Annotated in this window: 16 protein-coding genes, 1 tRNA gene and 1 pseudogene; 14 read left to right on the plus strand and 4 right to left on the minus strand. The window is 66.7% G+C overall.

Annotation, left to right across the window (positions count from 1 at the left end):
- Positions 1 to 22: 22 nt before the first annotated feature.
- Positions 23 to 208 (plus strand): hypothetical protein, encoded by a 186-nt coding sequence (locus tag ET21_RS0105455; protein ID WP_021238375.1) that lies wholly within the window; start codon positions 23 to 25, stop codon positions 206 to 208.
- Between the two features lie 127 nt (positions 209 to 335).
- On the opposite strand, the gene greB is transcribed toward ET21_RS0105455, so the two are convergent.
- Both greB and ET21_RS0105465 read right to left on the minus strand, forming a co-directional pair.
- The gene (gene greB / locus ET21_RS0105460; RefSeq protein ID WP_030538867.1) at positions 336 to 821 is read right to left on the minus strand and encodes a transcription elongation factor GreB; all 486 of its coding nucleotides are present in this window, start codon (positions 819 to 821) and stop codon (positions 336 to 338) included.
- A 345-nt stretch (positions 822 to 1,166) separates the two neighbouring features.
- On the minus strand, positions 1,167 to 3,254 hold the full coding sequence (locus ET21_RS0105465) for a lytic transglycosylase domain-containing protein (protein ID WP_030538868.1): 2,088 nt from the start codon (positions 3,252 to 3,254) through the stop codon (positions 1,167 to 1,169).
- 107 nt (positions 3,255 to 3,361) lie between these two features.
- Here ET21_RS0105465 and dapA point away from each other — a divergent pair, with 107 nt between their 5' ends.
- The 11 genes and pseudogenes from dapA (at position 3,362) to ET21_RS0105520 (ending at position 17,021) form a co-directional block, all read left to right on the plus strand.
- The gene (gene dapA / locus ET21_RS0105470) at positions 3,362 to 4,240 is read left to right on the plus strand and encodes a 4-hydroxy-tetrahydrodipicolinate synthase (protein WP_021238378.1); all 879 of its coding nucleotides are present in this window, start codon (positions 3,362 to 3,364) and stop codon (positions 4,238 to 4,240) included.
- Positions 4,241 to 4,284: 44 nt separating this feature from the next.
- Complete coding sequence (gene smpB, locus ET21_RS0105475) at positions 4,285 to 4,770, plus strand: SsrA-binding protein SmpB (RefSeq protein WP_021238379.1); 486 nt, start codon at positions 4,285 to 4,287, stop codon at positions 4,768 to 4,770.
- Positions 4,767 to 5,360 (plus strand): DUF2062 domain-containing protein, encoded by a 594-nt coding sequence (locus ET21_RS0105480; RefSeq protein ID WP_021238380.1) that lies wholly within the window; start codon positions 4,767 to 4,769, stop codon positions 5,358 to 5,360. Before smpB ends, ET21_RS0105480 begins: the two co-directional genes overlap by 4 nt.
- Positions 5,361 to 5,401: 41 nt before the next feature.
- Entirely contained in the window at positions 5,402 to 7,831 is a 2,430-nt protein-coding gene (locus ET21_RS0105485; RefSeq protein ID WP_021238381.1) for a PAS domain-containing sensor histidine kinase, read from the plus strand.
- Positions 7,832 to 7,914: 83 nt separating this feature from the next.
- Complete coding sequence (locus ET21_RS0105490) at positions 7,915 to 8,274, plus strand: response regulator (RefSeq protein ID WP_030538869.1); 360 nt, start codon at positions 7,915 to 7,917, stop codon at positions 8,272 to 8,274.
- 99 nt (positions 8,275 to 8,373) lie between these two features.
- A complete protein-coding gene (gene recA / locus ET21_RS0105495) occupies positions 8,374 to 9,447 on the plus strand; it encodes a recombinase RecA (RefSeq protein ID WP_030538870.1) in 1,074 nt (357 codons plus the stop codon).
- Positions 9,448 to 9,798: 351 nt separating this feature from the next.
- Positions 9,799 to 10,050: pseudogene (locus tag ET21_RS28365) on the plus strand (helix-turn-helix domain-containing protein); the annotation flags it as partial.
- A gap of 251 nt (positions 10,051 to 10,301) precedes the next feature.
- Positions 10,302 to 10,646 (plus strand): GyrI-like domain-containing protein, encoded by a 345-nt coding sequence (locus ET21_RS28370; RefSeq protein ID WP_237751495.1) that lies wholly within the window; start codon positions 10,302 to 10,304, stop codon positions 10,644 to 10,646.
- Positions 10,647 to 11,090: 444 nt separating this feature from the next.
- Complete coding sequence (locus ET21_RS0105510) at positions 11,091 to 11,915, plus strand: ImuA family protein (protein WP_030538871.1); 825 nt, start codon at positions 11,091 to 11,093, stop codon at positions 11,913 to 11,915.
- Complete coding sequence (locus ET21_RS0105515; protein ID WP_037470313.1) at positions 11,812 to 13,407, plus strand: DNA polymerase Y family protein; 1,596 nt, start codon at positions 11,812 to 11,814, stop codon at positions 13,405 to 13,407. Before ET21_RS0105510 ends, ET21_RS0105515 begins: the two co-directional genes overlap by 104 nt.
- On the plus strand, positions 13,404 to 17,021 hold the full coding sequence (locus ET21_RS0105520) for an error-prone DNA polymerase (RefSeq protein WP_030538873.1): 3,618 nt from the start codon (positions 13,404 to 13,406) through the stop codon (positions 17,019 to 17,021). The genes ET21_RS0105515 and ET21_RS0105520 overlap by 4 nt, the downstream gene beginning before the upstream one ends.
- 76 nt (positions 17,022 to 17,097) lie before the next feature.
- On the opposite strand, the gene ET21_RS0105525 is transcribed toward ET21_RS0105520, so the two are convergent.
- Together ET21_RS0105525 and ET21_RS0105530 are read right to left on the minus strand one after the other, a co-directional pair.
- The gene (locus ET21_RS0105525; RefSeq protein WP_030538874.1) at positions 17,098 to 21,321 is read right to left on the minus strand and encodes a translocation/assembly module TamB domain-containing protein; all 4,224 of its coding nucleotides are present in this window, start codon (positions 21,319 to 21,321) and stop codon (positions 17,098 to 17,100) included.
- Positions 21,321 to 23,429 (minus strand): BamA/TamA family outer membrane protein, encoded by a 2,109-nt coding sequence (locus tag ET21_RS0105530; RefSeq protein WP_030538875.1) that lies wholly within the window; start codon positions 23,427 to 23,429, stop codon positions 21,321 to 21,323. The genes ET21_RS0105525 and ET21_RS0105530 overlap by 1 nt, the downstream gene beginning before the upstream one ends.
- Before the next feature lie 123 nt (positions 23,430 to 23,552).
- On the opposite strand from ET21_RS0105530, the gene recJ reads away from it, so the two are divergent.
- Positions 23,553 to 25,319: a single-stranded-DNA-specific exonuclease RecJ gene (recJ, locus tag ET21_RS0105535; protein ID WP_030538876.1), complete on the plus strand. Its 1,767-nt coding sequence runs from the start codon at positions 23,553 to 23,555 to the stop codon at positions 25,317 to 25,319.
- 100 nt (positions 25,320 to 25,419) lie between these two features.
- A tRNA-Glu gene (locus ET21_RS0105540) sits at positions 25,420 to 25,495 on the plus strand.
- Positions 25,496 to 25,544 lie beyond the last annotated feature (49 nt).

The raw sequence follows: 25,544 nt of genomic DNA on the forward strand, positions 1-25,544 counted from the left end.
AAAGGTAAAAGGAGAGGACCGCATGCTCGTCATGTTCGTAGGCGCCGATCGCACTGAAACCGCCATCAATGCCGCGCAGGTGACCTTCGTCTCGTCAGTCACGGAAGGCACGCGCATCCGCTTTGGCGAAGGACGCAGCGTCACGGTGATCGAACCGATCGGCGAGGTCATGAACAGCCTCAACCAGGCGCTCCGGCCGCACGATTAGGATTTGCCCCGGCTGGATTGATTCAGCCGGGACGGGAGAGGCTCCGGCGTGATTCCGGGGCCTGTGCCCCTGCGCCCCGACACACCCGATCCGTTCGGAGCGTGCGATATGGCATGCCCGGCCGCGCCTATGCCGGGTAGCGGATGTCGATCACCTCATATTCCTTTTCGCCCGCGGGCAGGGTGACGCGGCGCAGGTCGCCGAGCGCCGCCCCCCTTAGCGCGCGGGCGATGGGGGAGCCCCAGCCGATCCGGCCCGCGCTGGCGTCCGCTTCGTCATTGCCGACGATGGTGACGGTGCGATGCTGGTCATCCTCGTCCGCGATGGTGACGGTCGCGCCGAAGAAGACCTTGCTCTTGTCCGGCTGGTGACGCGGGTCGACGACCTTGGCGTCCTTCATCTTCTTCGACAGGCGGCGGAGCTGGCCGTCAATCTCGCGCATCCGCTTGCGGCCGTAGAGATAGTCGCCATTTTCGCTGCGGTCGCCATTGCCCGCCGCCCAACTGACGATCTCGACAATGCGCGGGCGTTCGACGCCCAGCAACTGGTCATATTCCGCCCGCAGCTTCGCAAAACCTTCGGGGGTGATGTAGTTGGGATGGGCGGGGGGCATGCTGCATCTTTTATCCGGGATGGGGGTGCCGGGGCAAATCGGTTCGCCTGGAGGCGGAGGCCGTAGAGTTTCTGGTTCACGCGGAGGCGCGGAGGCGCGGAGATTTTTGCCTCTGCCCATTCGGCGCTCTCTGCGCCTCTGCGCGAGCAGATCGCAGCATAGCGGTGTGCGGAGTTGGCTGGCCTGGCGGGCTGCCGGAGGGACGAAGTGATTATTCGCGCAGAGGCGCAGAGTTGGGGGAATGAGGGCCTGAAGGCCCTCTCTCTAAAGTCTCCGCGCCTCCGCGTGAAATAAATAAGCGCAATGTCCTCTCTGCGTCCTCTGCGCCTCCGCACGAACCAAAGATCAGCCCGGCGTCTGCTTGCCCAGATATTTGGACAGCGGCGTGCTGCTCCCCCTGAACCGCGCGCGTTCGGGGTTCATCGCTTCGTAGACGACGGCGTTTTCCAGCACGCGCTGCACATAGTTGCGCGTTTCGAAGATCGGGATCTGCTCGATCCAGCGCAGCATGTCCGCGCCAGGCAGGCGCGGGTCGCCATTGGCGTTGATCCACCGGTTCACGTTGCCCGGCCCCGCATTATAGGCGGCCACCGCCAGCGGATAGCTGCCGCCATAATAGTCGAGCATCCGCTGGAAATAGGAGGAGCCCAGCATGATGTTGTAGCTGGTGTCGGTGGTGAGCGAGCCGGGATTATAGCCAAGGCCAAGCTTGCCCGCCTGTTCCCGCGCGGTCCCCGGCATGAGCTGCATCAGGCCGCGCGCGCCCGCATGGCTGACGGCGGCGCGGTCGAACTGGCTTTCCTGCCGCGCGATGGCGTGGACCATGGTCCAGTTATACTGGGCGGAAGGCGGCACCGGCACGCGCGGGAAGGCGCTTTCGCCATAGCCGGTCAGGCCGCTGGAAACGGCGCGGCGGCCCACCATCACGCCCATGTCGGGACGGCCGATGCTCTTGGCCAGTTCAGCGGCGAGATAATGGTCGCTGTCGCTGTCGGCATTGTTGGCGATGGCGCGGGCGAATTTGCTCTGGTCTTCCCAATAGCCCATCTGCCCCAGCGCCTTGACCGCGCGGACCACCGAGCGGTTGTTGAAGGCGGCGCGTTCCGCCGCCGACAAGGCGACGCCGCGTTCGGCGACGGCGGGCGCGGGTATCGGGCGGCCGAGCCGTTCCAGCGCGAGCTGGCCGTAGAACTGGTCGGGGAAGACGGACGCCTGCGCGAAATAGCTGTTGGCGTTCGCCGTGTCGCCCGCCGCCAGCGCCGCGCGCCCGGCCCAATAATAGCCCTTGGACTGGGTCTGCGGCGATTTGGCCGCCGTCGCATAGCGGCGGAACATCGCGGCGGCGTCGGCCGGGCGGTTCAGATTGTAGAAGGCGGTGGACCCGGCCAGCCAGGCGAGGCTGGTATAATCATCGCGCTCCCCGATCGGCCGGTTGCTGACGTCAGTGCCGGGCGCATAGGCGTCATCCACCTTGCTGGCGATGCCGTAGGCGAAGCTCCACTGGCTGTCATTGGCCGCCGCCCTGGCGTGGGTCAGCAGCACCTCATACCATTTTTCCGCATTGCCGGGGCGGAAGGTCAGGGCGGGGCGGTTGGCGAGATATTGCCGCCCGGCGATCCAGTTGCCGGTATTGAGCAGCCATGTCGCCTTGTCCGCGACGAAACCCGCGTCGGTCGCGCCGATCGCTTCGGCCGCCTGCATCCGGGTCGCGGCGTCGGGGGCCTTCTGGCGGAAGGCGATGCGCGCTTCATAGACGGGGCGGCGGGCCGGCGAGACATAGGCGAGCATCCGCTGCGCCCCGGCGATATCGTTGCCCCACAGCAGCATGTCGGCGCGCTGATCATGTTCGATGCTGGTCCAGCCGGAACCGAAAAGGGAAAGCAGCCGCGATTCGTCATCGGGGGAGAGCGTCCCGCCCACCCAGGCGCTGCGCGCCGCCACGCGCGCTTCGTCCATGCGGCCGGTCTGCATCAGCGCCATGGCGTTGCGGGCGTGGCCGGTGGCGGTGCGCGCCGGGAAGCGGGCGAAGAAGGCCGTCACCTGCCGGGGATCGTAGCTGTTGGGATTGATGCTGGTTTCGGCCAGCCTGCGCATCCGGTCCTCGCCCGGCCAGCCGGGGTTCGCCATGATGAAGCTGGCATAGGAGGAAAAGCCCAGGCCGTCGCTCTGTTGCAGGGCGCGCCACTGGCTGATGGCGGCGGCGACGGACGCGTCTGTGGCGACGCCGATTCGGCCGCTGACCTGATCCCACTGGCTGGACCCGCTGGAAGGGGGCAGCGGCTGCACGACCGCGCCGCGCGGATAGGATGGCTGGGCGGAAGACACGGGCGCTTCCGTTTGGGCGCTGGCGCCAGCGGTGAAAAGTAGCAAGGCAATCAAGGGCATACGAACCAATGCAGTTTCAGGAAAGCGAGCTGACAGCATAGTGGACATCATCGCAATTCCAACCTTATCAGGCCCTGAATGACGCGCTATAGCGCTGCGTCGTCCTTATCTCGACATAATGCCCCGGAATCCCGGTGAATTGAAGGAGTTTGTGCATGTTTTCCGGGTCGATTCCGGCGCTGGTCACGCCGTTTCGCGACGGCACGGTGGATGAAGCGGCCTTTCGCGCGCTCGTCGACTGGCAGATTGCAGAAGGCAGCAGCGCGCTGGTGCCCTGCGGCACGACGGGCGAAAGCGCGACCATGACGGTGGAGGAGCATAATCGCGTCATCGCCATCTGCGTCGACCAGGCGGCGGGGCGCGTCCCGGTGATCGCGGGTTGCGGGTCCAATGACACCCGGATCGCGCTGGAACATATGTATGCGGCGCAGGCGGCGGGCGCGGACGCGGCGCTGGTGGTCGCGCCATATTACAACAAGCCCAATCAGGACGGCGTGTACCAGCATTTCGCCTATCTGGCCCAGCGCTGCGACCTGCCGATCCTGCTGTATAACGTGCCCAGCCGCACCATCACCGATATTTCGGTGCCGGTCATCCACCGGCTGGCGGAGGAATATCAGACGATCGCCGGGATCAAGGACGCCACCGGAAATCTGGGGCGGGTCACCGCGCAGCGCCTCGCCTGCGGGCCGGACTTCTGCCAGTTGTCGGGCAATGACGAAACCGCGCTGGGATTCAATGCGATGGGGGGCACGGGCTGCATCTCCGTCACGGCCAATGTCGCCCCGCGCCTGTGCGCGCAGTTCCAGGCGGCCTGCGCGGCGGGCGACTGGACTGGCGCATTGGCGTTGCAGGATCGTCTTTACCCCCTGCATGACGCCTTGTTCAGCGATTCTTCACCCGGACCCGTCAAATATGCGCTTACCCGCGTGCGGTCCGACATTTCAGGCGATGTCCGCCTGCCCATCACCTGGCCGTCGGAGGCAAGCCGCGCCGCCGTCGACCGCGCGCTGGAGATCGCCGGTCTGGTCTGACCGCCTGGGCGCACTATATGGTGAAGTGAGTTAGTTAATCCGATATGGCCCGCCCCCGTCCCGAAACCTTCGACAAGAAGAAGATCGTCGCCGAGAACCGGCGCGCGCGCTTCGAATATTTCCTTGAGGATGTGTTCGAGGCGGGCATCGCCCTGCAAGGGACGGAAGTGAAGTCGCTCCGTTTCGGCGAGGGCAATATCGCGGAAAGCTATGCCGAGGTGAAGGGCGAGCAGGTGTGGCTGGTCAACAGCAACATCCCCGAATTCAGCCACGGCAACCGCTACAACCACGAGCCCAAGCGGCCCCGCAAGCTGTTGCTGCACGAGCGGGAGATCGCGCGCATGCACGGCGCGGTGGAGCGCAAGGGCATGACGCTGGTGCCGCTGTCCATCTATTTCAACAGCCGGGGCAAGGCGAAGGTCGAACTGGCGCTGGCCAGGGGCAAGAAGACCCATGACAAGCGCGACACCATCAAGGAACGCGACTGGAAGCGCGACCAGCAGCGCATCATGAAGGCGCATCGCGGATGAGCAACCGGCTGACCCGATGGTGGCATGCCAATGCGCCGACGCGCGAATCGCTGGAGGGCAATCGCTTCCTGGCGCCCGTCGCGCACCGGGTGCTGGAACCATCGCTATGGCGCTTCACCCGGCGGTCGGTGCCGCGCGGCGTGGCGCTGGGCCTGCTGGTCGGCATATTCCTGCTGATCCCCGGCGTTCAGATTGCGGGGGCGGCTCTGCTGGCGCTGCCCTTTCGCGCCAATATTCCCATCGCCGCGGCCATGACCTTCCTGTCCAATCCCGCGACGACGCCGCTGTTCCTGATGGCGTCGGTCTATATCGGCAACTGGATGCTGGGGCGGACGGCGGACGCTTCGGGCTTCATGGCGCTGGTCAATGAACATGCCACCATGCGCCAATGGGTGGCCTGGCTCTTTTCCGAAGCGGCCCCGGCCATGCTGTTCGGACTGGCCATCATCTCCATCGTTTTCGCCGTGGTCGGCTATTTCCTGGCGGACTGGATCTGGCGGCATCGCATGGGCCGGAAATGGCATGCGCGCAAAATGAGGATTGGCAAGTCACCCGAAAGCAGCGCATTGGAAGAAATCGCCCCCGTTTGACGGAGGCGCTGTCCAACGCCGTTTGAGGGGGAACGCCGGTCATGGCCGCGCGGGTGAAAAGGGATGATGAAGCGTGGACCGGCGAACGGCCGTCGCGTTTCGCCCTGCCGCTGCTCCTGCTGGCGGCGATGCTTTCCGCGGCTCTCGTCATCTATGCGGCGGGCGACCGCGCGCTGGCGGCGGGATTTGCCGCGACCGTGCTCGCGCTGGCGGCGCTGCTTAGCTGGCACCGCCGCCTGACCTCCGCTGAAACCGCGGAAGGGGACACCACGCCGGACTGGACCATCGCGCGCGCGGCGGCGGACGCGTCCGGCATGGCGATCGCGGTGACGGACAGGGCCGGGCGGCTGGTATGCGCGAGCGACCGCTTCGGCGAATGGTTTCCCGGCTTCCCCGCCCCGCCCAACGTCACCGCCGATCCGGCCTTGCTGGAAAGCCTGGGCGGTGCGGCGCGGATCGCCTGGCGCGATGGCGAGGGCAGGGTGGAAGGGCTGACCCAGGGCGCGCTGCGGCTGGACGTGGATGTGTGCCGCACGGGGCGGGCGGAGGATTATCTGCTCTGGCGCTTTTCCCCGGTGCGCCAGCCGAGCGCGCTGGACGATGTCCACCGCCTGCTGACCGGAGAGGCTGGCCGCCAGATGGGCGAGGCGGGCGTGATGGCGGTGATGATCGGCGGCGAAGGGCGCATCAGGGCGGCGAACGGCGCATTCCTGCTGCGCGCGGCCGGGCGGATCGACGCCAATATCACCGGGCGCGACTTTGCCACCCATATGCGGGTGGATGACAAGGGGCGGCTGTTCCTGGCGCGCGAGGAGGCGGGGGGACTGCCGCTGCGCCTGTTGCAGGTGCCGCTGCGCCGCATGAGCCAGCCGGGCGGGGCGCAGGGCGGCGGGCAGGACGGGCCGATGCTGCTGCTGCTGATCGACGAGCCTGCGGGCAGCGGCGGGGGCGGCACCATGTCGCTTTCCTATATCGAAACGCTGCTGTCGCTGCTGCCCTTCGGCCTTGCCATGGCGGACCGGGACGGGCGGATATTGTTTCTGAACGGCGCCTTTTCCCGCGCTGCCGGGCTCAAGCGCGGGGAAAAGCCGGTCTATCCGGGCGACCTGGTGATACGGGAGGATCAGGCGGCGGTGGCCGACGCGGTGCGCCGCTTTGCCGTGGGCCCGCAAATGTCGGGCGACATCGCCGTGCGGATGCGCGACCAGCCGGACGAGCCGACCGCGCTCAGCCTGGCAGGCGTGCGGGGCTTGGGCGAGGCGGCGGTGCTGCTCAGCCTCAAGGACAATAGCGAGGAGAGCAAGCTCAAGCGGCAGGTGGCGCAGGCGACGAAGATGCAGGCGATCGGCCAGCTCGCTGGCGGCGTGGCGCACGACTTCAACAATATCCTGACCGCGATCATCGGCCATTGCGACCTGATGCTGATGCGCCACACGCCGGGCGACAGCGACTATGACGACATCCAGCAGATCAAGTCGAACAGCAACCGCGCGGCGGGGCTGACGCGGCAGCTTCTCGCCTTTTCGCGCCAGCAGACGCTGCGGCCGCAGGTGCTGCAACTGCCCGACATCGTCGCTGACGTGTCCAATCTCCTCAAGCGGCTGCTGGGTGAAAGCGTGAAGCTGGAGGTGAGCCATGGCCGCAATCTGGGCGCGGTGCGCGCCGACCCCGGCCAGCTGGAGCAGGTGATCGTGAACCTTGCCGTCAACGCCCGCGACGCCATGCCAGGCGGGGGGACGCTCAACATCCAGACCTATGCCGTGCCCGCCGCCAAGGTGCGCGAGCTGCGGCAGGAAATCCTGCCCGCCGCCGACTATACGGCGCTGCGCGTGTCGGACACCGGCCTTGGCATCCCGCCCGACATATTGTCGAAGATCTTCGAACCCTTCTTCACCACCAAGGAACTGGGCAAGGGCACGGGGCTGGGGCTTTCCACCGTCTACGGCATCGTCAAGCAGTCGGGCGGCTACATCTTCGCCGAATCCGAACTGGGGCGCGGGGCGAGCTTCGTCATCTACCTGCCCGTCTATCAGGGCGCGGACATCGAACAGGCGGCGCAGCCCAAGACGCCGATCCGCCGCAGCGAGACCTGGGGCAGCGGCACGGTGCTGCTGGTCGAGGATGAGGATATGGTCCGCGCCGTCGCCGAACGGGCGCTGTCGCGCCAGGGCTACAAGGTGCTGACCGCCAATGACGGCGAACAGGGGCTGGAGGTGCTGGCGGGCGATGAGAAGATCGACCTGCTGATCTCCGACGTGGTCATGCCCAATATGGACGGCCCGTCGATGGTCGCGCGCGCGCGCCACAGCCATCCCGGCCTGCCGGTGCTGTTCATGTCGGGCTATGCCGAGGAACAACTTCGCAAGTCGATCGATATCGCCAATGTCGCCTTCCTGCCCAAGCCCTTTTCGGTCAGCCAGCTGGCCGAAGCGGCCCGCGACGCGCTGGCGATGGGGACCGGGGTGGAATGAACTTCTTTATCGATCAAGCGATTATACTGTGCACCGCTCCGTTCATCGGATAGCGATGCGTAACGACATAGGGGATCGCACGCATGGCTGACGCAAAAACCATCCTGATCGTTGAGGATGAAGCGATGATCGGCATGATGCTGGAAGATTATCTGGAAACATTGGGCTACGGCCTGCACGCCATCGCCGCGTCCGTGGACGAAGCGTGCGACCATGCGCGCAAGGGCGGGTTCGACGCGGCGCTGGTCGATTGCAACCTGCAAGGGGAAAAAAGCTGGCCGGTCGCCGACATATTGGCGGAAAACGGCATCCCCTTCATCTTCGCCACCGGCGGCATCGCCGACGATGTGCCGCAGGGGCATGCGAACCGCCCGACACTGGCCAAGCCCTATACGATCGGGGCTGTCGAACGGGCGCTGGGCAAGGTGTTGTCACCCCAATAGGAAATTTCTTGTTCCTATCTTGTTCTGCGTGAACAAACAGGATACATCGTGCTGGCGCGCCACGGATTCGGCGCGATCCGCTTGACAGGGGATAGGCCGATGACAGCAATGCTCTCACTTATCGATTCCAAGAAGACAGGAACAATGGACAGACAGAAAGCATTGGAAGCGGCCCTTTCCCAGATCGACCGCGCCTTCGGCAAGGGTTCGGCGATGAAGCTGGGCAGCCGCGAGAAGATCGAGATCGAGGCGATTTCGACAGGCTCGCTAGGGCTCGACATCGCTCTTGGGATTGGCGGCCTGCCGCGCGGGCGCATCATCGAGATTTACGGGCCGGAAAGCTCGGGCAAGACGACGCTGGCGCTCCATGCCATCGCCGAAGCGCAGCGGGGCGGCGGCACCGCGGCCTTCGTGGACGCCGAACATGCGCTCGACCCGGTCTATGCCAAGAAGCTGGGCGTCGACATTGACGAACTGATCGTGTCGCAGCCGGACACGGGCGAACAGGCGCTGGAGATTGTCGACACGCTGGTGCGGTCGAACGCGATCGACGTGCTGGTGGTGGACTCGGTCGCCGCGCTGGTGCCGCGCGCGGAAATCGAAGGCGAAATGGGCGACAGCCATGTCGGCCTTCAGGCGCGGCTCATGAGCCAGGCGCTGCGCAAGCTCACCGGCTCGATCTCGCGCTCGCGCTGCCTCGTCATCTTCATCAACCAGGTCCGCATGAAGATCGGCGTCATGTACGGCAACCCGGAAACGACGACGGGCGGCAACGCGCTCAAATTCTACGCCTCGGTGCGCCTCGACATCCGCCGCACCGGCCAGATCAAGGATCGCGACGATATCGTCGGCAATGCGACCCGCGTGAAGGTGGTGAAGAACAAGGTGGCGCCCCCCTTCAAGCAGGTGGAATTCGACATCATGTATGGCGAAGGCATCTCCAAGATCGGCGAAATCCTCGACCTTGGCGTCAAGGCGGGCGTGGTGGAAAAGTCGGGCGCCTGGTTCTCCTACGATTCCGTGCGCATCGGCCAGGGCCGGGAGAATGCCAAGACCTTCCTCAAGGAAAACCCCGAAATGGCCGACCGCCTGGAACGCGCCATCCGCGGCAAGACCGAGGAAGTCGCCGAAGGAATGATGACCGGCCCAGAACCGGGGGATGACGGCGAGTAAGCATGGGTCAGTGCCGGAGCGATCCGGCACGGCCAGTTGCGTGGGCTGTAATGCTATGTTGAACGGCCTGCCTGCGCAATGCGTGGCGGGCCGTTTTCGTTGGGTGTTTGGTGATAGGGCTGGGATGCGTGGGTAGAGATGGCTGGGATGCGTGGGTAGAGATGGCTGCTCGCGACCATTTGTGGTCGTTTAAATGAGGGGGCAACGTGCTCATAAGCTGCCTTTGCGACTGATCTTCCGTCATGTCAAAACCGCAAGATCGGTGGAGCGCGTCATATCCCGGGCTGCCTATTTGGTGCTGCCACGGAGGACGGGACGATGAAGGCCGCGGTTCATAACTACCATGTCCGGATGCAACGGGTGCTGGATCATATTGACCGGCATTTGGATGAAGATCTGGATCTCGACACTGCGAGCGGTGTTGCAGCCTTCTCGAAATATCACTTTCACCGGCAGTTCACGGCGACCTTCGGGCTGTCCGTGTATCGCTATATCCAGCTCGCCCGCATGAAGCGCGCTTCGTATCGGCTGGCCTACAGGGACGCGCAGAGCGTTACCGAAATAGCGATGGATGCCGGTTACGACGCCCCCGATGCCTTCGCCCGCGCCTTTCGGCAACGGTTCGGACAATCGCCCTCGTCGTTCAGGAAGTCTCCCGATTGGGAACCGTGGCTTGCGGCCTTCGGGCCTCTCGACAATGCGAGGAGCAAGCTCATGCACAAGACCTACACCCCCGATGATGTGACGATCCGCGACGTAGCTCCGACGCCCGTGGCGATCATGGAGCATCGCGGCGATCCCGCGACTATCGGCTCACCATCCAGCGGTTCATTGCCTGGCGGAAAGCAAGCGGACTGTCGCCGAAGACAAGCCCAACCTTCAACATCTTCCATTCCGATCCGCGCACGACGCCCCCGAGCGAATATCACATGGACCTGTGCGTCGGCGTGGATCGGTCAATCGAAGCAAACGGGGAACTGATCGAGGCGGGCACAATCCCCGGCGGGCGCTGCGCGGTGCTGCGCGTCGTCGGCAACACCGATAATCTGGAGCCTGCGGCCCTGTATCTTTATCGAGACTGGTTGCCCGCCAGCGGAGAAGAAGCGCGTGACTTCCCGCTCTACTGCCAACGCTTCACCTTCTTTCCGGAGGTGCCGGAGCATGAGGCCGTGGCAGAGTTGTTTCTACCGCTAAAGTAATAGTGGAATGGCGGCTTGTTCATCTCTACATCCCGGAGCTGACAGTCTTCAAACCACCCATCCTCGCCGTCCCCGCCTGCGCGGGGACGACGAGATTCTGAACGGGTCGCACTTGCTACCGGCCCTTTCGCCAAATCCCGCCTGCGCGGAGGCAGGGAGGGGAGCGTGCGCAGCATGCATGGTGGAGGGGAAGTGGGCCGATGTCGCGGATTTCCCCTCCACCGCCTTTGGAGGTTCCCCTCCTCATCTTGCGTTGGGGAGGATTTCAGTGCTGCTATCGGATCGCCATTTGCCCTACCATATCTTCAACCTCTCTGGGTTGCGCCGCTATCCCCTTCTCCATAAGGGCGGCAAAGTCTCCCCGGATGAAGGAGCGCCCTTCCGCTCCCAACCGCATTGACAGCCGCTGCCATAGTTCCGAAAAGAACATAAAGTGAACATGCTATGGCTGAGTCGATCAGGTCCCTTGCTGCCCTCAAGCGGCGCATCGCATCGCTGGAAAGCGTTCCGGCGGCGCGAGGCCGTGCGCGGGTGGCGACGGGGCATGGGGCTGTGGATGCGGCGCTGGGTGGCGGCTTGCCCACGGGGCGGGTGCATGAACTGTTCGGCGATGTGGAGGAGGAAGGTGCGGTGGCCGGGCTGGCGCTGGGCCTGACGCAACTTCTGGCGAAAGGGGTAGCGCCGCTGCTCTGGCTGCGGACGGAGGCGGGGCAGCGGGCAGGGGGACGGCTCTATGGGCCGGGCCTGGCGGCGATGGGGCTTGATCCCGCGCGGCTGCTGGTCGGCGTGATGAAGGATGAGGCGATGCTGCTGCGGGCGTCGGTGGATGCGCTGCGCTGTCCGGGGCTGGGCGCGCTGGTCATCGAATTGCGCGGGCGGGCGCCGCTGATGGACCTGACGGCCAGCCGCCGCCTGGCGCTGGCGGCGGAAGAATCGGGGGTGACCGCGCTGCTGCTGCGGATCGGCGGCGATCCCGTGCCCAGCGCGGCGGAGACGCGGTGGCGCGTGGCGGCCGCGCCGTCGCTGCCCCTGCCGGGCAATGCGCCGGGCATGAGCGCCTTTTCGCTGCACCTGCTGCGCCGCCGTTCGGGGCCGGACGGCATGACATGGCGGCTGGCGTGGAACAGCGCGCGGGGAGATTTTGGAGAAGAGTGCGATGAACGCCATGAGCATGGACAGGGAAGCGGAGGACGCGCTGAGGAGGCGGCGTTACCTGGCACTGTGGTTCCCCTTCCTGCCGGTCGACCGGCTGCGGATCGCGCGGCCTGACCTGTGGCAGGCGCGGGACGCGGGCGGCCCGGTCGCCATAGTGGAGCCGGTGCGCGGGGCCATGCGCCTTGTGACGCCGGATGCCGATGCGCTGGCGCTGGGCCTGAATGCGGGCATGACATTGGCCGACGCGCGGGCGCAGGAGCCTGGGCTCGTCAGCTTCGAGGCCGATCCCCATGCCGATCAGGACTGGCTGGAGCGGCTGTGCGACGGTTGCGCGCGCTATACCCCGGCCGCCGCGATCGACCCTCCGCACGGGCTGATGCTGGACATTACCGGCTGCGCGCATCTGTGGGGCGGGGAGGAGGCGCTGGCGCGCGCGGCGGCGGACAGGTTCGAACGGCACGGCATGGCGGTGCGCCACGCCATTGCGGGGACGCCTGAGGGCGCCCATGCGCTATGCCGCTTTTCCGCCGGGCCAGCACCCGATGAGGAGGCCGCCCTGCGCCGCCTGCCGGTCGAGGCGCTGGGGCTGGAGCAGGACAGCGGCGTGGCGCTGCGCCGCGCGGGGCTGCGGACGGTGGGCGACCTTGCCGCCCGGCCCGCCGCGACGCTGGCCGCGCGCTTTGGCGAAGAGGCGGTGGATGCGCTGCACCGCCTGCTGGGCTTGGGCCAGCGCCCGCTCGCGCCGCGCCGTCCGCGCCCGGCGATCCGCATCGAGCGCCGCTTTGCCGAACCCGTGGGCAGCACCGCCTATGCGCTCGCGGCGGTCGAGGAGATGGCGGCCGAGGCGGGCGAGCGCCTGCGCGAACGGAGCGAAGGCGGGCGCCGGTTCGAACTGTTGTTCTTCCGCACCGATGGCCTTGCCTTCCCGCTGCGGGTGGAAACCAGCCTGCCGATGCGCGATGCGCCCGCGATCATGCGGCTGGTGCAGGAGCGGATCGACAGCCTGTCCGATCCGCTCGACCCCGGCTTCGGGTTCGACATGCTGCGCCTTGCCGTGCCGCAGGCCGAACCGATGGCCGCGACCCAGCTTGCCCTGGAAGGCGGGGAGGCGCGGCGGGAGGAAGCGGTCGCGGCGCTGATCGACCGGCTGTCCGTCCGCGCCGGGCGCAACCGCATCCAGCGGCTGGAGCCGCGCGACAGCCACATCCCCGAACAGGCGCAACTCGCCTTGCCAGCGATTGAGGTCCGCACGCCGTCGAGCTGGCCGCGCCAGGGCGAGCCGGGCGATCCGCCGATGCGCCCCATCCATTTGTTCGACCCGCCCCAGCCGATCGAGGTGGTGGCGCAGGTCCCCGATGGTCCCCCGCATCATTTCCGCTGGCGGCGCGCGGCGCATGAAGTGACCCGCTATGAAGGGCCGGAGCGGATCGCGCCCGAATGGTGGAAGGCGAAGGACGGCGCGCTGGAAGGCGAAAGCGCGGGAATGACGCGCGACTATTACCGGATCGAGGATGTGCGCGGGCGGCGCTACTGGATTTTCCGCCACGGCCTCTATGGCGCGGAGGCGCGGCATCCCGCCTGGTATATCCACGGCCTGTTCGCATGAGACGCGGCAAGGGCCCCGATCCGTCCAGGCCCAAGTCCATGGACCGGCGGGAATTGAACGCGGCCGAAGCGGCGCGGGAAAAGGCGCGGGCCAAGGAGGCGCGGCCGCCTTCGTCCCGCAAGGATGATGGTCCTGCCTTTGCCGAGTTGGTGGCGGCGACCAACTTTTCCTTCCTGCGCGGCGCGTCGCACGCTTCGGACATGGTGTCGCAGGCGATCGATCTTGGCCTGAAGGGGTTGGGCATTGCCGATCGCAATACGGTCGCGGGCGTGGTCCGGGCCTGGTCGGCGCTGAAACGCGCGCCCGAAAAAGCGCGCGCCAACCTGCTGGCGGCGAAGAAGGAAGCGGGGCAGCCGCTGGAATTGACCGAAGAAGAGGAGCAGGCGTGCCAGAATGATCTGCGGCTGATCGCCGGCGCACGGCTGGTCTTTGCCGACGGCACGCCCGATATCGTGGCCTATCCCGCCACCCGGCGCGGGTGGGGGGAACTCACCAAATTGCTGACGGTCGGCAATTTGCGGTCGGTGAAGGGAGATTGCATCCTCACCTATGCGGATCTGACCGCTTATCTCGACGATCTGCTGCTGATCGTCCTGCCATCCTCGACGGCCACGGCGCAGACCGCGCATCGAAAGCCGGTGGACTATGACTATGACGACCGGCCTTCAAAGGAAGCGGTCCGGCAGGGGCATTTGAGCCTGGTGCCGCCGCCGCGTCCGGCGGACCTGGAATCCTGTTTGTTGCGTCTGTCCCGTCTGGCGCCCGGACGGGTTTGGCTGGGCGCGGCCTTGTGCCGGGATGGACGGGACGCGCGCCGGATCGCTCGCTTGCAGGGGCTGAGCGATCGCACCGGCGTGCCCCTGATCGCGACGATGGACGCGCTTTACGCCACGCCCGCACAGCGGCCGTTGCAGGATGTACTGAGCTGCATCCGCGAAGGCGTGACCATCGGCAAGGCGGGGCGGCTGCTGGAGGCCAATGCTGAACGGCACATCCATGCGCCCGATGAAATGGCGCGGCTGTTTCGCGATTGCCCGCAAGCCATCGCCGAAAGCATGCGCTTCCTTGGCCAGGTGCATTTCCGGCTGGAACAGCTGGCCTATGAATATCCCCATGAGCCCGTGCCCGAAGGCTGGACGGCGCAGCAATGGCTGGAGGAACTGACCATTTCCGCCGCGCATGCGCGCTATGGTCCGCATATTCCATCCAAGGTCCGCAAGCTTCTGGACGAAGAGTTTCAATTGATCGGCGACCGCAACTATGCCTATTATTTCCTGACCGTCCACGACATCGTCGCCTTTGCCCGGATGAAGGGCATATTGTGCCAGGGGCGCGGATCGGCGGCCAATTCCATGGTCTGCTTCCTGCTGGGCGTCACCTCGGTCGACCCGGAGCGCCATGAACTGCTCTTTTCCCGCTTCGTGTCGGAAGAACGGGACGAGCCTCCCGATATCGACGTCGATTTCGAACATGAGCGGCGCGAGGAGGTGATGCAATATATCTACGAACGCTATGGCCGCCATCGCGCCGGGATCGCGGCCACCGTGATCCATTACCGGTCGCGCAGCGCCGTGCGGGAAGCCGCAAAGGCGCTGGGCCTGAGCGAAGATGTGGCGGCGCGCCTGTCGAGCACGGTCTGGGGCAGCTATTCGGGCGAGTTTCCCGAAGCGCGGATCATGGAAGCGGGCTTTGCCCTCGACAATCCCCAGATCGTGCGGCTGCGCGCCGTGGTGGACCAGCTTCTGGACGCCCCTTTCCCCCGGCACTTGTCCCAGCATGTGGGCGGCTTCGTGCTGACGCAGAACCGGCTCGATGAAACGGTGCCGCTGCATCATGCGGCGATGGAAGGCCGCAGCTTCATTGAATGGGACAAGGATGACATCGACGCGCTGGGATTGATGAAGGTGGATATACTGGCGCTGGGCATGTTGAGCTGCATTCGCAAAGCCTATGACCTGATGCGGCTTCATGATCTGGGCGATCACGACCTCAATATCGACCTCAAGTCCGGCGACCCCGCCGTCTACACCATGCTGGAAAAGGGCGACAGCATTGGCGTTTTCCAGGTCGAAAGCCGGGCGCAGATCAACATGCTGCCACGGCTGCGGCCACGATCCATCTATGATTTGACGGTGCAGGTGGCGATCGTGCGGCCAGGGCCGATCGAAGGCGACATGGTGCACCCCTATTTGCGGCGCAGATGCGGAGAGGAGGATGTGGAATATCCAGCGCCCGATCCCGCTCATGGTCCGCCGGACGAACTCAAATCCCTGCTGGGCAAGACCTACGGCGTCCCCCTTTTCCAGGAGCAGGCGATGAAGCTGGCCATCGTCGCTGCCGGATTCACGCCGTCGGAAGCGAACCAGTTGCGCCGTTCCATGGCGACTTTCCGCCAGGTGGGCGGCATGGACAAGTTCAAGGACAAGATGGTCAACGGCATGGTGGAGCGCGGCTACAAGGCCGATTTCGCCGAACGCTGCTACAAGCAGATCGAGGGGTTCGGCAGCTATGGCTTTCCCGAAAGCCATGCCTTGTCCTTTGCCCGGCTGGTCTATGTGTCCGCCTGGATCAAATGCCACCAGCCCGCCGTGTTCGCCTGCGCGCTGCTGAATTCCCAGCCCATGGGCTTTTATGCCCCCGCGCAGATCGTCCGCGATGCGCGCGAGCATGGCGTCACCGTGCATGATGCCGATGTGAATATGAGCGGCTGGGACAATGCGCTGGAGCCGCTGCTGCGGTCGCGCGACAGCGGGAAGGGAGAGGGCGAGGGCCGGGCGCTGGCGCTGCGGCTGGGCTTGCGCCAGATCGATGGCTTTCGCGAGGGCTGGGCCGCGCAACTGGTCGAGGCGCGGGCGCAGGGATTGTTCACCAGCCTTGAGGATCTGGCGCGGCGGGCGGGATTGCCCGCACGGGCCTTGCGCCTGCTGGCGGATGCGGATGCCTGCCGGTCGCTGGGGCAGGACAGGCGGGCGGCCTTGTGGGAAGCGCGGCGCACGCCGTCCAACGAATTGCCGCTGTTCGCCGCCGCCCGCCAGCGTGGCGAGGCGGCAGGGGGCGAGCTGGGGCGGGAGCCTGACGCCAGGCTGCCCGCCATGCCGCTCGCCGAGCATGTCGCTGCCGATTACCAGATGACGCGCCTGTCGCTCAAAGGCCACCCCATGCAGTTTTTGCGGCCGGTCTTCGCCGCGGAAGGCGTGCTGAGCTGCGCGCAGACATCGGCCGCGAAGAATGGGGCGCTGGTGCGGACGGCGGGCGTGGTGCTGGTGCGGCAGCGCCCCGGCAAGGGCAATGCCGTCTTCATCACCATCGAGGATGAGACGGGGATCACCAATGTCCTGCTCTGGGCCCGGCTGTTCGAAATGCAGCGGCGGCCCGTCATGGCGTCACGGCTGATGCTGGTCGAAGGCGAAGTGCAGCGCAGCAAGGAAGGCGTCGTCCACCTGATGGCGAGCCGCGTCCACGACCGCACCGCCGAACTGTCGCGCCTGTCGGATACGCACCGGCCGCAACTGGCGCTCTCGCGGGCGGACGAGTTCATCCATCCCCAGCATCCCCGCACCTCCAGCCACCCGCGCAATGTGCGGATATTGCCCAGATCGCGCGATTTTCATTGAGGGGAGTGAGTTCAATCCTTCCTGCGCCGTAGAAGGCTGGTCCCCTCCCCATCTTGCGACGGGGAGGATTAAACCCTCAATAATCCTTGGAATAGCGCAGGTTGGCCGATGATCCGGCGTTGGTGCCGGTCTTCGACAGCAGGCTCAACGTCTTGGACAGCGAGATTTCGAGCTGGGTCGCGGTGAAGCCCTTGGGGTCGGTGATCACCTCCACATAGATGTCGTTGGAGATGCGCTGCCCCACCGCGAGCGACGTGCCGCGACCGGTCGCGTCATCGCCGCCGACGATGCCGATGCGGTCGATGCCCGACGCATTTTGCAGCTTGCCCATCGGGTTCAGCCCGCCGCCACCGCCGCGCAGGCCATTGAGCGCCGCCGCCAGCTGCACCGCCTGGGTCGCTGACAGGTTCGCCACATTGTCGCCGAACAGGATGCGGGCCAATATCTCGTCCTGCGGCAAGGTGGGCGTGGACACGAAGCTGATGTCGGGCCGTTGCGCCGTTCCAGCGACGGCGATGCCCGCCGTGACCGTGTCGATCCGCGTTTCCGCGCGGATCGCCAGCACCGGGTTCATCATCGGCCCGTTGAAGGTGATGACGCCCTGCTCCAGTTCGAACTGGTGGCCGGAGAAGCTGTAGCGGCCGCGGATCACCTCGATCTTGCCGACCACGCGCGGATCGGCGGTGGTGCCGGTGACGCGCATGTTGGTCTTCCATTCGGAATCGAGGCCCATGCCGGTCACGTAGATCTCGTTATCGGCGCGCACGCGGACGTCCAGCTTCCAGTTCGCGGGCCTGGCCGCCGCCTGCCGCCCGGCGAGCCGCTGGTCGAGCACGTCGCTGCCCTCGCCCTTGCGCCGCACGCCGGTCAACTGGCGGATTTCGGCCCCGCCCTGCCAGGCGACGCGGTAGCGCGTTTCGGGCAGCCACAGGTCGCCCTTGATCAGGCCGCCATTGGCCGCGCTGTTGGTGATGTTGATCGTGCCGGTCGCGACGCTGGTGACGGCTTCGCTGCGGGCAAGGCGGGCGCGGTCCAGCTTCACCGCTATGTCCATCGGATAGCCGCTGTCCGCCGCCAGCCCCACCGTGCCGCGCGCCTGTACCGTGCCGTCGCCCGCGCGCCCGGAAAAGTCGCGTATGTCGAGCCTGTCGTTGGTGAAGCGGCCATCCAGCCGCATCTGCGTGACGCGCGTGCCGAACGTCTCATTTTCATAAGTGAGCGCATTGGCGCGGACAAGGCCGTTGAGGCGCGGCTGGCTCAGCCTGCCGCCGAAGTCCGCCGCCACCGCGATGGGCCCGGTCAACTGCTGGTCGGCGAGCCCGGCGAAGGAAAAGAGGACATCGGCAGGCCCGGCATAGCGGATGCCGCCGCCCAGGGGCGCTGATTGAAGCCGCTGCATCCAGCCCGCGCCCGGTCCCGGCGGCGCCAGCGTCGCGACGAAGCGGCCAAGGGTCGCATTGCCGCGCCGGATGAGGCCGCGCAGGTCGCCGCCCGCGCCCGACAGCTTGCCCTCGATCGCCATGGAGACCGGATCGGACACGGCGCTCAGGCTGGAGCGGCGGAAATCGGTGATTGCCACGCGCGTGGTCGCGGTGGGGAAGGCGTTGCCGCTCTGGGTGAAGTCCAGCGACCCGGTCGCCTTGCCGCTGACGCCCAGGCCGGGCGAGGCGATGTTGGCGATGGCGAGGTCGAAATCCTTGAACCGCGCTTGCAGGGCTGTCTGCCCGCCGAAGCGCCCGGCGAGGTCGACGCGGCCCTGCGGCAGCACCAGCGTTGCGGGCTCCAGCCGGTAGCCGCCCTGTTCGATGCGGATGATGGCAGGCCGGGCGAAGCGGAAGGGGATGTTGCTCGCCTTGCCTTCCAGCGCGACGGCATAGAGGCTGGGGCGCAGCGCGGCGTTCACCGCGATGGAGAAGGGCACGCCGGTCGATCCGTCGGCGACCAGCTGTGCGCGTCCGCGTCCGCCCTGATAATCGACCCGTCCGCGCGCCTTGCGCACGATATAATCGCCATAGGCGGCGTTCGCCATCTGCACATCGGCAAGGATGCGGGGCTGGTCGGTCAGCACCATGGAGGCGTTGACGATGGCGCGGCCGATGACGATGTCCGCATCGCCGGGCAGCCGCGCATTGCTGGCGGTGGCGTTGACGTTGACGCCCTGCGCCTTGCCCACGGCGGACAGGCGCACCGTGCCGTTGATGCCAGACCCGTTCATTGCGAGCTGCCCGGCGAACGGCCCGGCGGGGCTTTGCTGCACCCGCCCGTTCATGTCCACCCCGGCGAAGCGCGCGCGGGTAATGTCGATGGTCAGCGGGCCCTGGGCCGTGCGGATCAGCACATTGGCGAAGAAGGGTCCGTAGGGCGATCCGCCCGTGGCTTCCAGACGATAACCCGCCGCTTCGCCGTTCAATTTGGCGACCACGTCCGTCAGTTGCACGCCGACATTGGGGCGAGCGGCGCGCAGCACGGCGCGGGGACGCTCCATGGTGCCGCGCACCGTCAGCGCCAGCGGGCCATATTGGTTGGAGGCCGCGCGCGCGTCGAAAGCGATCGCGCCGTCCGTATCATAGCTGCCGGACCCCGACAGGATGCGGAAATTGGGAGCCGCGCCCTTGAGGCCGGCGAGCGTGAACTTGCCCTCCGGCGTCATGCCGATCCGCCCGGACATCACGGCATTGCCGCCCAGGAAGTCGCGCACCGACGCATTGTCCCACCGCGCCGTGCGCACGCCGAACTTGCCCGACAGGCCGAAGCCGCCTTTGGGTCCCGGCACCAGTTCCATGTCGGTGGTCAGGTTGACGATGCCCACGCCGTCGATGCGGTAATCATTGACGCGCCCTTTCAGCGCGCCGCGATAGATGGCGTTGTCGAGATCGGCGAGCACGATGGCGGTAGCGTCCACGCTGTCGCTGTCGATTTTCAGATTGTCGCTGATCAGCTTGCCCGCGGCATAGGCGAAGTCGCCCTTCACCCGCAGATTTTGCAGCAGCCCGCCAGCGGCGGCGTTAAGGCCGGTGACGCGCCGCGCGGTGGCGTTCACCGGGATGCGGATGCGGTCGGCGTCGATCACTGCCCGGCCGCTCGCCTTCAATCCTTCGATGCCGGTCTGGTCGAAGGCCAGCATCGCGGCGCTGAGATCATAGTCGATGAAGGGGGTGGCCATCGGCCCGTCCAGGATCACCGATGCGCGCACGTCGCGTCCGCGCACTTTTTCCATGATCGCGCCGGGCGTCAGCAGCGCCGCGTCGATCTTGAGCCCGCTGAACTCGCTCTTGCCCAGGTCGATCAGGCCCTGCGCCGTCGCCGCCAGCGCGGACGACCGCAGCGATCCTTTCAGATTGACGCGCCGTTCGTTGAGGCCCGCGAAAAGATCGACATCCAGCGCTGGCGCGGTCAGCCGGTCCACCGTCCCGGCAAAGACCAGCCCCGGCCGCACCGGGCCTTTGGCGGTGAAATTGCCGTCGCGCGCGGCGAGGGCGATGTTCGCCAACTCGCCCCTGGGAGAGGTGGCGACGATCCGCCCGTTCCATGCCTGCCACGTGCCCCGGCCGTCCAGCGACGCCGTCAGGCCATCGGTCAGGCCGCTCATCTTCGCGATGACGCCGCCCTTGGGCGCGGTGAGCCTGCCCTTCATCGCCAGCCGGTTCTGCTCAGGCACGGCGTCCAGCCATGCCTCCAGCTTGTCGCCGCTGTCCACCACGGCGTTGGCGGACAACTGCGCGCGCCCATCGGCGATATGGGTGACGCCGTCGATGGCGATTTCCCGCTTCTGCCCGATCACCGGCCGGGCGAGGACGAAGCGCGCGATTTTCAGCCGGTCGACATCGATGTCCAGGTCGGGAAGGATCGGCGCATTGGGATCGCTTTCCGTCACATTGAACTGCGGGCTGCGGGCCAGCACCACCAGCGGGCTTTCCAGCAGCCGCACGGAAATATGGTTGTTGATGTAGCGGAAGGGGCTCCAGACGACATGGACGCGCGGGGACACGGCGAAGGGCCCCTTGGGATCGCGCAGCACAAGGTCGTGGATCACCATGTCGCTGTAGATCGACCCTTCGATGCGGCCGACCTCTATGCCCATGCCCGATTCCAGCTTGAGCGCGGCGATCTGGCGGATCAGGAATTTCTTGCCCGGCTGGGTGTTGAGGAACAGCAGCAGCCCGGCGATAAGGACGGCGAGCGCGGCCAGCAGCCCGGCGGCGCCCAGCGCGATCTTCTGCCAGAGCGGACGGCCTTCGCGGATGACGATGCTGTCCGTGGTTTCCGTTTCAACGGTGGGCGGGGGTGTGTCCTCGGCCATCAGAATGCCTGCCCGATGCCGATATAGAGGGTGAATTTGGATTCGCCCGGCTGCCGGTTGATCGGCATGGCGATGTCCGCGCGGAACGGCCCGAAATTGGTGTAGAAGCGCCCGCCTACCCCGACGCCGTAGCGAATGCCGGAAAAGCGCGGGATGGAGCTTTCATAGACCTGCCCGGCATCGACGAAGGCGACGACGCCATAATCGCCGAAGCGGTAGCGGCCCTCTACCGCGAATTCGTTGACGGAGCGGCCGCCGACCGGATCGTCATTGGCGTCCTTTGGCCCCAGTTCCTGATAGCCGAAACCGCGCACCGATCCGCCGCCGCCCGCATAGACGCGGCGGGACGGCGCGATCTGGTCCCGCGCCGCGCCGCTGATGGTGCCCAGCCGCGTGCGCGCCGCGATCACCAGCGCGTCAGACACGGGATAATAGCCGGTCAGGTCGAACGTCGCCCGGACATAAGGCGACACATTGCCTTGCAGCGACGCTTCGGGCGACACGCGCAGATTGGCGCGGAACCCCTTGGTGGGGTTCAGCAGGTCGTTGGACCGGTCATAGCCGATCTGCGTGGGCAGGGAGCCGATGAAATAAGTGAGCCGCCGCTTTTCCGCCGTCGCCGGGTCGATCGTCGTCTGCTCGTTCGACAGCAGGATTTCCGCGCCATAGGTGTAGGTCCAGCGCTTCTGGAAAATCGGCGTGGACTGGCGCGCCCAGTTGATGTTGAGCCCGGCGGTATAGGCTTCGAACGCGTCGTAATTCTGATGGTTGATCAGCGCGCCTGTCTGGAAGGTGCGGTCGCGCTTGCCCGCGTTCGACCGGCGGAAGGTGCCCGACACGCCCTGTTCCTGCGTCCCGGCGATGACGCTGGCGATCAGCGCGCCTTCGGGCGGGAAGAGATTGCGGTGTGTCCATGTCGCCTCCGCGCGGAAGCCCTGGCCGGTGCCATAGCCAAGCTCGCCCGCCAGCGTGCGGGGCGGCCCCGCTTCCTGATCGACATGCAGATCGACATATTCGGTGCCGTCCGGCCCCGGCTCGCTGGTGCGCACCGGATCGACGGCGACGCTGGAAAACAGGCCCGTCGCCACCAGCGCGCGGCGCAGGTCATCGACCTTGCGGCTGTCATACAGCTCGCCCGGCTTGAAGCGGCTGATGACCTTCATATGATCCGTGCCGAACGCCTGCTTGGCGCCGCTGGTCGTGATGCCGCGGAAGGAGCCGCGCGGCCCCACCTCGACCGGCAGCGTGTAGGCGCCGGTGACGGTGGCGGGGTCGAGCAATATGTCCCGTTCCCCCACCTTGGCGAAGGGATAGCCGTTTTCGGGCAGCTTCACCCCGACATTCGCCTCCGCGCTCTCCACATCGGCGGCGACGATATAATCGCCGGTCTGGAGCGGCAGGCTGTCACGGACGAGGTTGGGCGGCACGGTCGCCCCGGCGTTGATGACGATATCGCCGATCTTGTAGCGTTTGCCGGGCGTGACCGAGAGCACCGCCTTCAACCCGCCTTCGCCCGTCTGTTCCAGCGAGGCGAGGGCGGTCGCGTCATAATAGCCCTCCGAATAGAGCAGCCGGACGGCCAGCGCCTCATCCTCATGCGCGCGCGCCTGCACCATCCCGGCGGTCTCCGCCCGGCCATCGCCATCGACCAGCGCGGACGCGTCGCGGAACGCATCCTCCAGCCCTGTCTTGCCAAAGCCCTCTATATCGACGGCGTAGCGTATTTCGGGCGTCTTTTCCTCCGGGCTTTCCGCCGCCACCTGAACCGGCACGGTCACGCTGTCGAGCGGCGGCAGCGGCTGGGCAAGCTCCATTTCCTGCTGCGGTTCGATGGCGGGCGGCAATTCCTGCGGCGCTGCGGCCTGCGGCATCTGCTGGTCGATCCAGCTTTCGATCGAAGGCAGGGGGGCAGCGGGGTTGGCGGCATCGCTATCGCCCCCCTTGGGCAGGCGCGCTTCGAACTCGCTGTCGGGCAGGATCGGTTCTTCTCCCTCAGGCGCGGCGGCGGGGGGCGGTGTCTGCGCCTGCGCCATCAGGGGGAGGGGGGACATGGCGATCATGAACATGCCCAAGGCACGCCGAACATTCTTCGCCTGCCTTGACCCCATGAAATTCGCGCCGCCCCTTTTAAGCCACCCGGCGCGTCCGCGCGGGACGGGAAATACGCATGGAACAAGGCTTTGGTTCCCATGACTCTGGCCATCCCCGCCGGGGCAGTCTAGGAATCGGGCATGAATGTCGCGCTGAACGTCTCCCGATCCTTCCTTGGTCAGCCCTGGCGCTGGCGCGGGCAGGGCGCGGATGCGCGATCGCCCGGCTACCTCGCCGACGATCTGGTGACGCAACTGCTGCTGGCGCGCGGCTGCCCGCGTGAAGCGGTGGACGCCCATCGCAATCCCACCATCCGCCACTTCATGCCCGACCCCAGCCTGTTCCGCGACATGGACGCGGCCGCCCACCGGCTGGCCGACGCCGTCCAGCGCGGGGAGCATGTGTGCATATTCGGCGATTATGACGTGGACGGAGCCACCAGCGCCGCCCTGCTGATCCGCCTGCTGCGCGACCTGGGCCTGGCCGCGCGGCCCTATATCCCCGACCGGCTGATGGAAGGCTATGGCCCCTCGGGCGAAGCTTTGGTGCGGCTGGCCGGGGAGGGGGCGACGCTGATCGTCACTGTCGATTGCGGCGCCCAGGCGTTCGAGGCGCTGGCCATGGCCAGGCAGACCGGCGTCGATGTCGTCGTCGTGGATCATCATAAATGCGCCGCCGCCCTTCCCGAAGCGTTCGCGCTCGTCAACCCCAACCGGCTGGACGAGGTGGAGGAAGCCGCCGCTCACGGCCATCTTGCCGCCGTGGGCGTCGCTTTCCTGCTGGGCGCGGCGCTGGTGCGCGTGCTGCGGTCGCGCGGATGGTTCGCCGCCCGCGCCGAACCCGCGCTCATCGACCTGCTGGACATCGTGGCGCTGGGCACCGTGGCGGACGTGGCGCAGTTGAAGGGGCTCAATCGCGCCTTCGTTGCCCAGGGGCTCAAGGTCATGGCGAAGCGGCGCAATGTCGGCCTGTCGGCGCTGATCGACGCCAGCCGCCTTAACCGCGCGCCGCTGTGCCATGATCTGGGCTTCGCGCTGGGGCCGCGCATCAATGCGGGCGGGCGCGTGGGCAAGGCCGACCTCGGCGTGCGGCTGCTGACGACGGAAGATCCGCTGGAGGCGGCGCAGATCGCGGCCGAGCTTGACCAGTTCAACGAGGAGCGCCGCGCCATCGAAGCGCTCGTGCAGGAACAGGCCGAAGCGCTGCTCGCCGCGCAGGGCAACCGCGCGGTGGCGGTGATCGCCGGTCCGGGATGGCATCCCGGCGTCATCGGCATCGTCGCTGGCCGCATCAAGGAGAAAGCGGGCCGCCCCGCCATCGTCATCGCAATGGATGAAGCGGGCGTGGGAAAGGGGTCGGGACGCTCCATTTCCGGCGTCGATCTGGGCGCGGCGGTGCTGGCGGCCAAGGACAGCGGCCTGCTGGCGGCGGGCGGCGGCCATGCCATGGCGGCGGGGCTGACGGTTGCGGCGGACAAGGTCGATGCGCTGGCGGATTTTCTCGACGAACGGCTGGCCGGGCCGGTGGCGCGCGCGCGGGACGATCGCGCGCTGCTGATCGACGCGGTGCTTGCCCCGGCCGGGGTCAACCCCGATTTCGTCGCCGCGATCGAGGCGGGCGGCCCCTACGGCGCGGGGTGGCCAGCGCCGCTGGTCGCCGCCGGGCCGATGCGCGTGATCAAGGCGGACGTGGTGGGCAACGGCCATTTGCGCGCCGTGATGGCGGGGGAGGACGGCCGATCGATCAAGACCATCGCCTTCCGCCAGGCCGAAAGCGATCTTGGCCAGGCGATATTGGGCGCGCCGCGCGACCGGCGGCTTTGGGTCGCGGGGCGGGCGAAGATCGATGATTGGGGTTCCCGCCCGGCGGCCGAACTGCATCTGGAGGACGCGGCCTGGGCGGATTGAACGATCCTGTCATTTTCCTTCGCCAAGGGGGTTGACCGCCGCAAACTCCCCCCCTAAAGCCGCCCTCGCTTCGCAGCGCCGCCCAAGCGGAACTGCATGTGGCCCCTTCGTCTAGCGGTCTAGGACGCGGCCCTTTCACGGCTGAAACACGGGTTCGATTCCCGTAGGGGTCACCACTTACGCCGGGATCGGCGAAGTTGTGCGGAAGACGCCAGAAATCAACGC

This window comes from Sphingobium sp. DC-2, assembly GCF_000722555.1.
Lineage (GTDB): Bacteria > Pseudomonadota > Alphaproteobacteria > Sphingomonadales > Sphingomonadaceae > Sphingobium > Sphingobium quisquiliarum.

Bases quoted from the DNA above. Each gene is read 5' to 3' on its own strand.
- ET21_RS0105455 (WP_021238375.1), top strand. From the start codon at position 23: ATGCTCGTCATGTTCGTAGGCGCCGATCGCACTGAAACCGCCATCAAT.
- greB (WP_030538867.1), bottom strand. From the start codon at position 821: ATGCCCCCCGCCCATCCCAACTACATCACCCCCGAAGGTTTTGCGAAG.
- ET21_RS0105465 (WP_030538868.1), bottom strand. From the start codon at position 3,254: ATGTCCACTATGCTGTCAGCTCGCTTTCCTGAAACTGCATTGGTTCGT.
- dapA (WP_021238378.1), top strand. From the start codon at position 3,362: ATGTTTTCCGGGTCGATTCCGGCGCTGGTCACGCCGTTTCGCGACGGC.
- smpB (WP_021238379.1), top strand. From the start codon at position 4,285: ATGGCCCGCCCCCGTCCCGAAACCTTCGACAAGAAGAAGATCGTCGCC.
- ET21_RS0105480 (WP_021238380.1), top strand. From the start codon at position 4,767: ATGAGCAACCGGCTGACCCGATGGTGGCATGCCAATGCGCCGACGCGC.
- ET21_RS0105485 (WP_021238381.1), top strand. From the start codon at position 5,402: ATGGCCGCGCGGGTGAAAAGGGATGATGAAGCGTGGACCGGCGAACGG.
- ET21_RS0105490 (WP_030538869.1), top strand. From the start codon at position 7,915: ATGGCTGACGCAAAAACCATCCTGATCGTTGAGGATGAAGCGATGATC.
- recA (WP_030538870.1), top strand. From the start codon at position 8,374: ATGACAGCAATGCTCTCACTTATCGATTCCAAGAAGACAGGAACAATG.
- ET21_RS0105510 (WP_030538871.1), top strand. From the start codon at position 11,091: ATGGCTGAGTCGATCAGGTCCCTTGCTGCCCTCAAGCGGCGCATCGCA.
- ET21_RS0105515 (WP_037470313.1), top strand. From the start codon at position 11,812: ATGAGCATGGACAGGGAAGCGGAGGACGCGCTGAGGAGGCGGCGTTAC.
- ET21_RS0105520 (WP_030538873.1), top strand. From the start codon at position 13,404: ATGAGACGCGGCAAGGGCCCCGATCCGTCCAGGCCCAAGTCCATGGAC.
- ET21_RS0105525 (WP_030538874.1), bottom strand. From the start codon at position 21,321: ATGGCCGAGGACACACCCCCGCCCACCGTTGAAACGGAAACCACGGAC.
- ET21_RS0105530 (WP_030538875.1), bottom strand. From the start codon at position 23,429: ATGGGGTCAAGGCAGGCGAAGAATGTTCGGCGTGCCTTGGGCATGTTC.
- recJ (WP_030538876.1), top strand. From the start codon at position 23,553: ATGAATGTCGCGCTGAACGTCTCCCGATCCTTCCTTGGTCAGCCCTGG.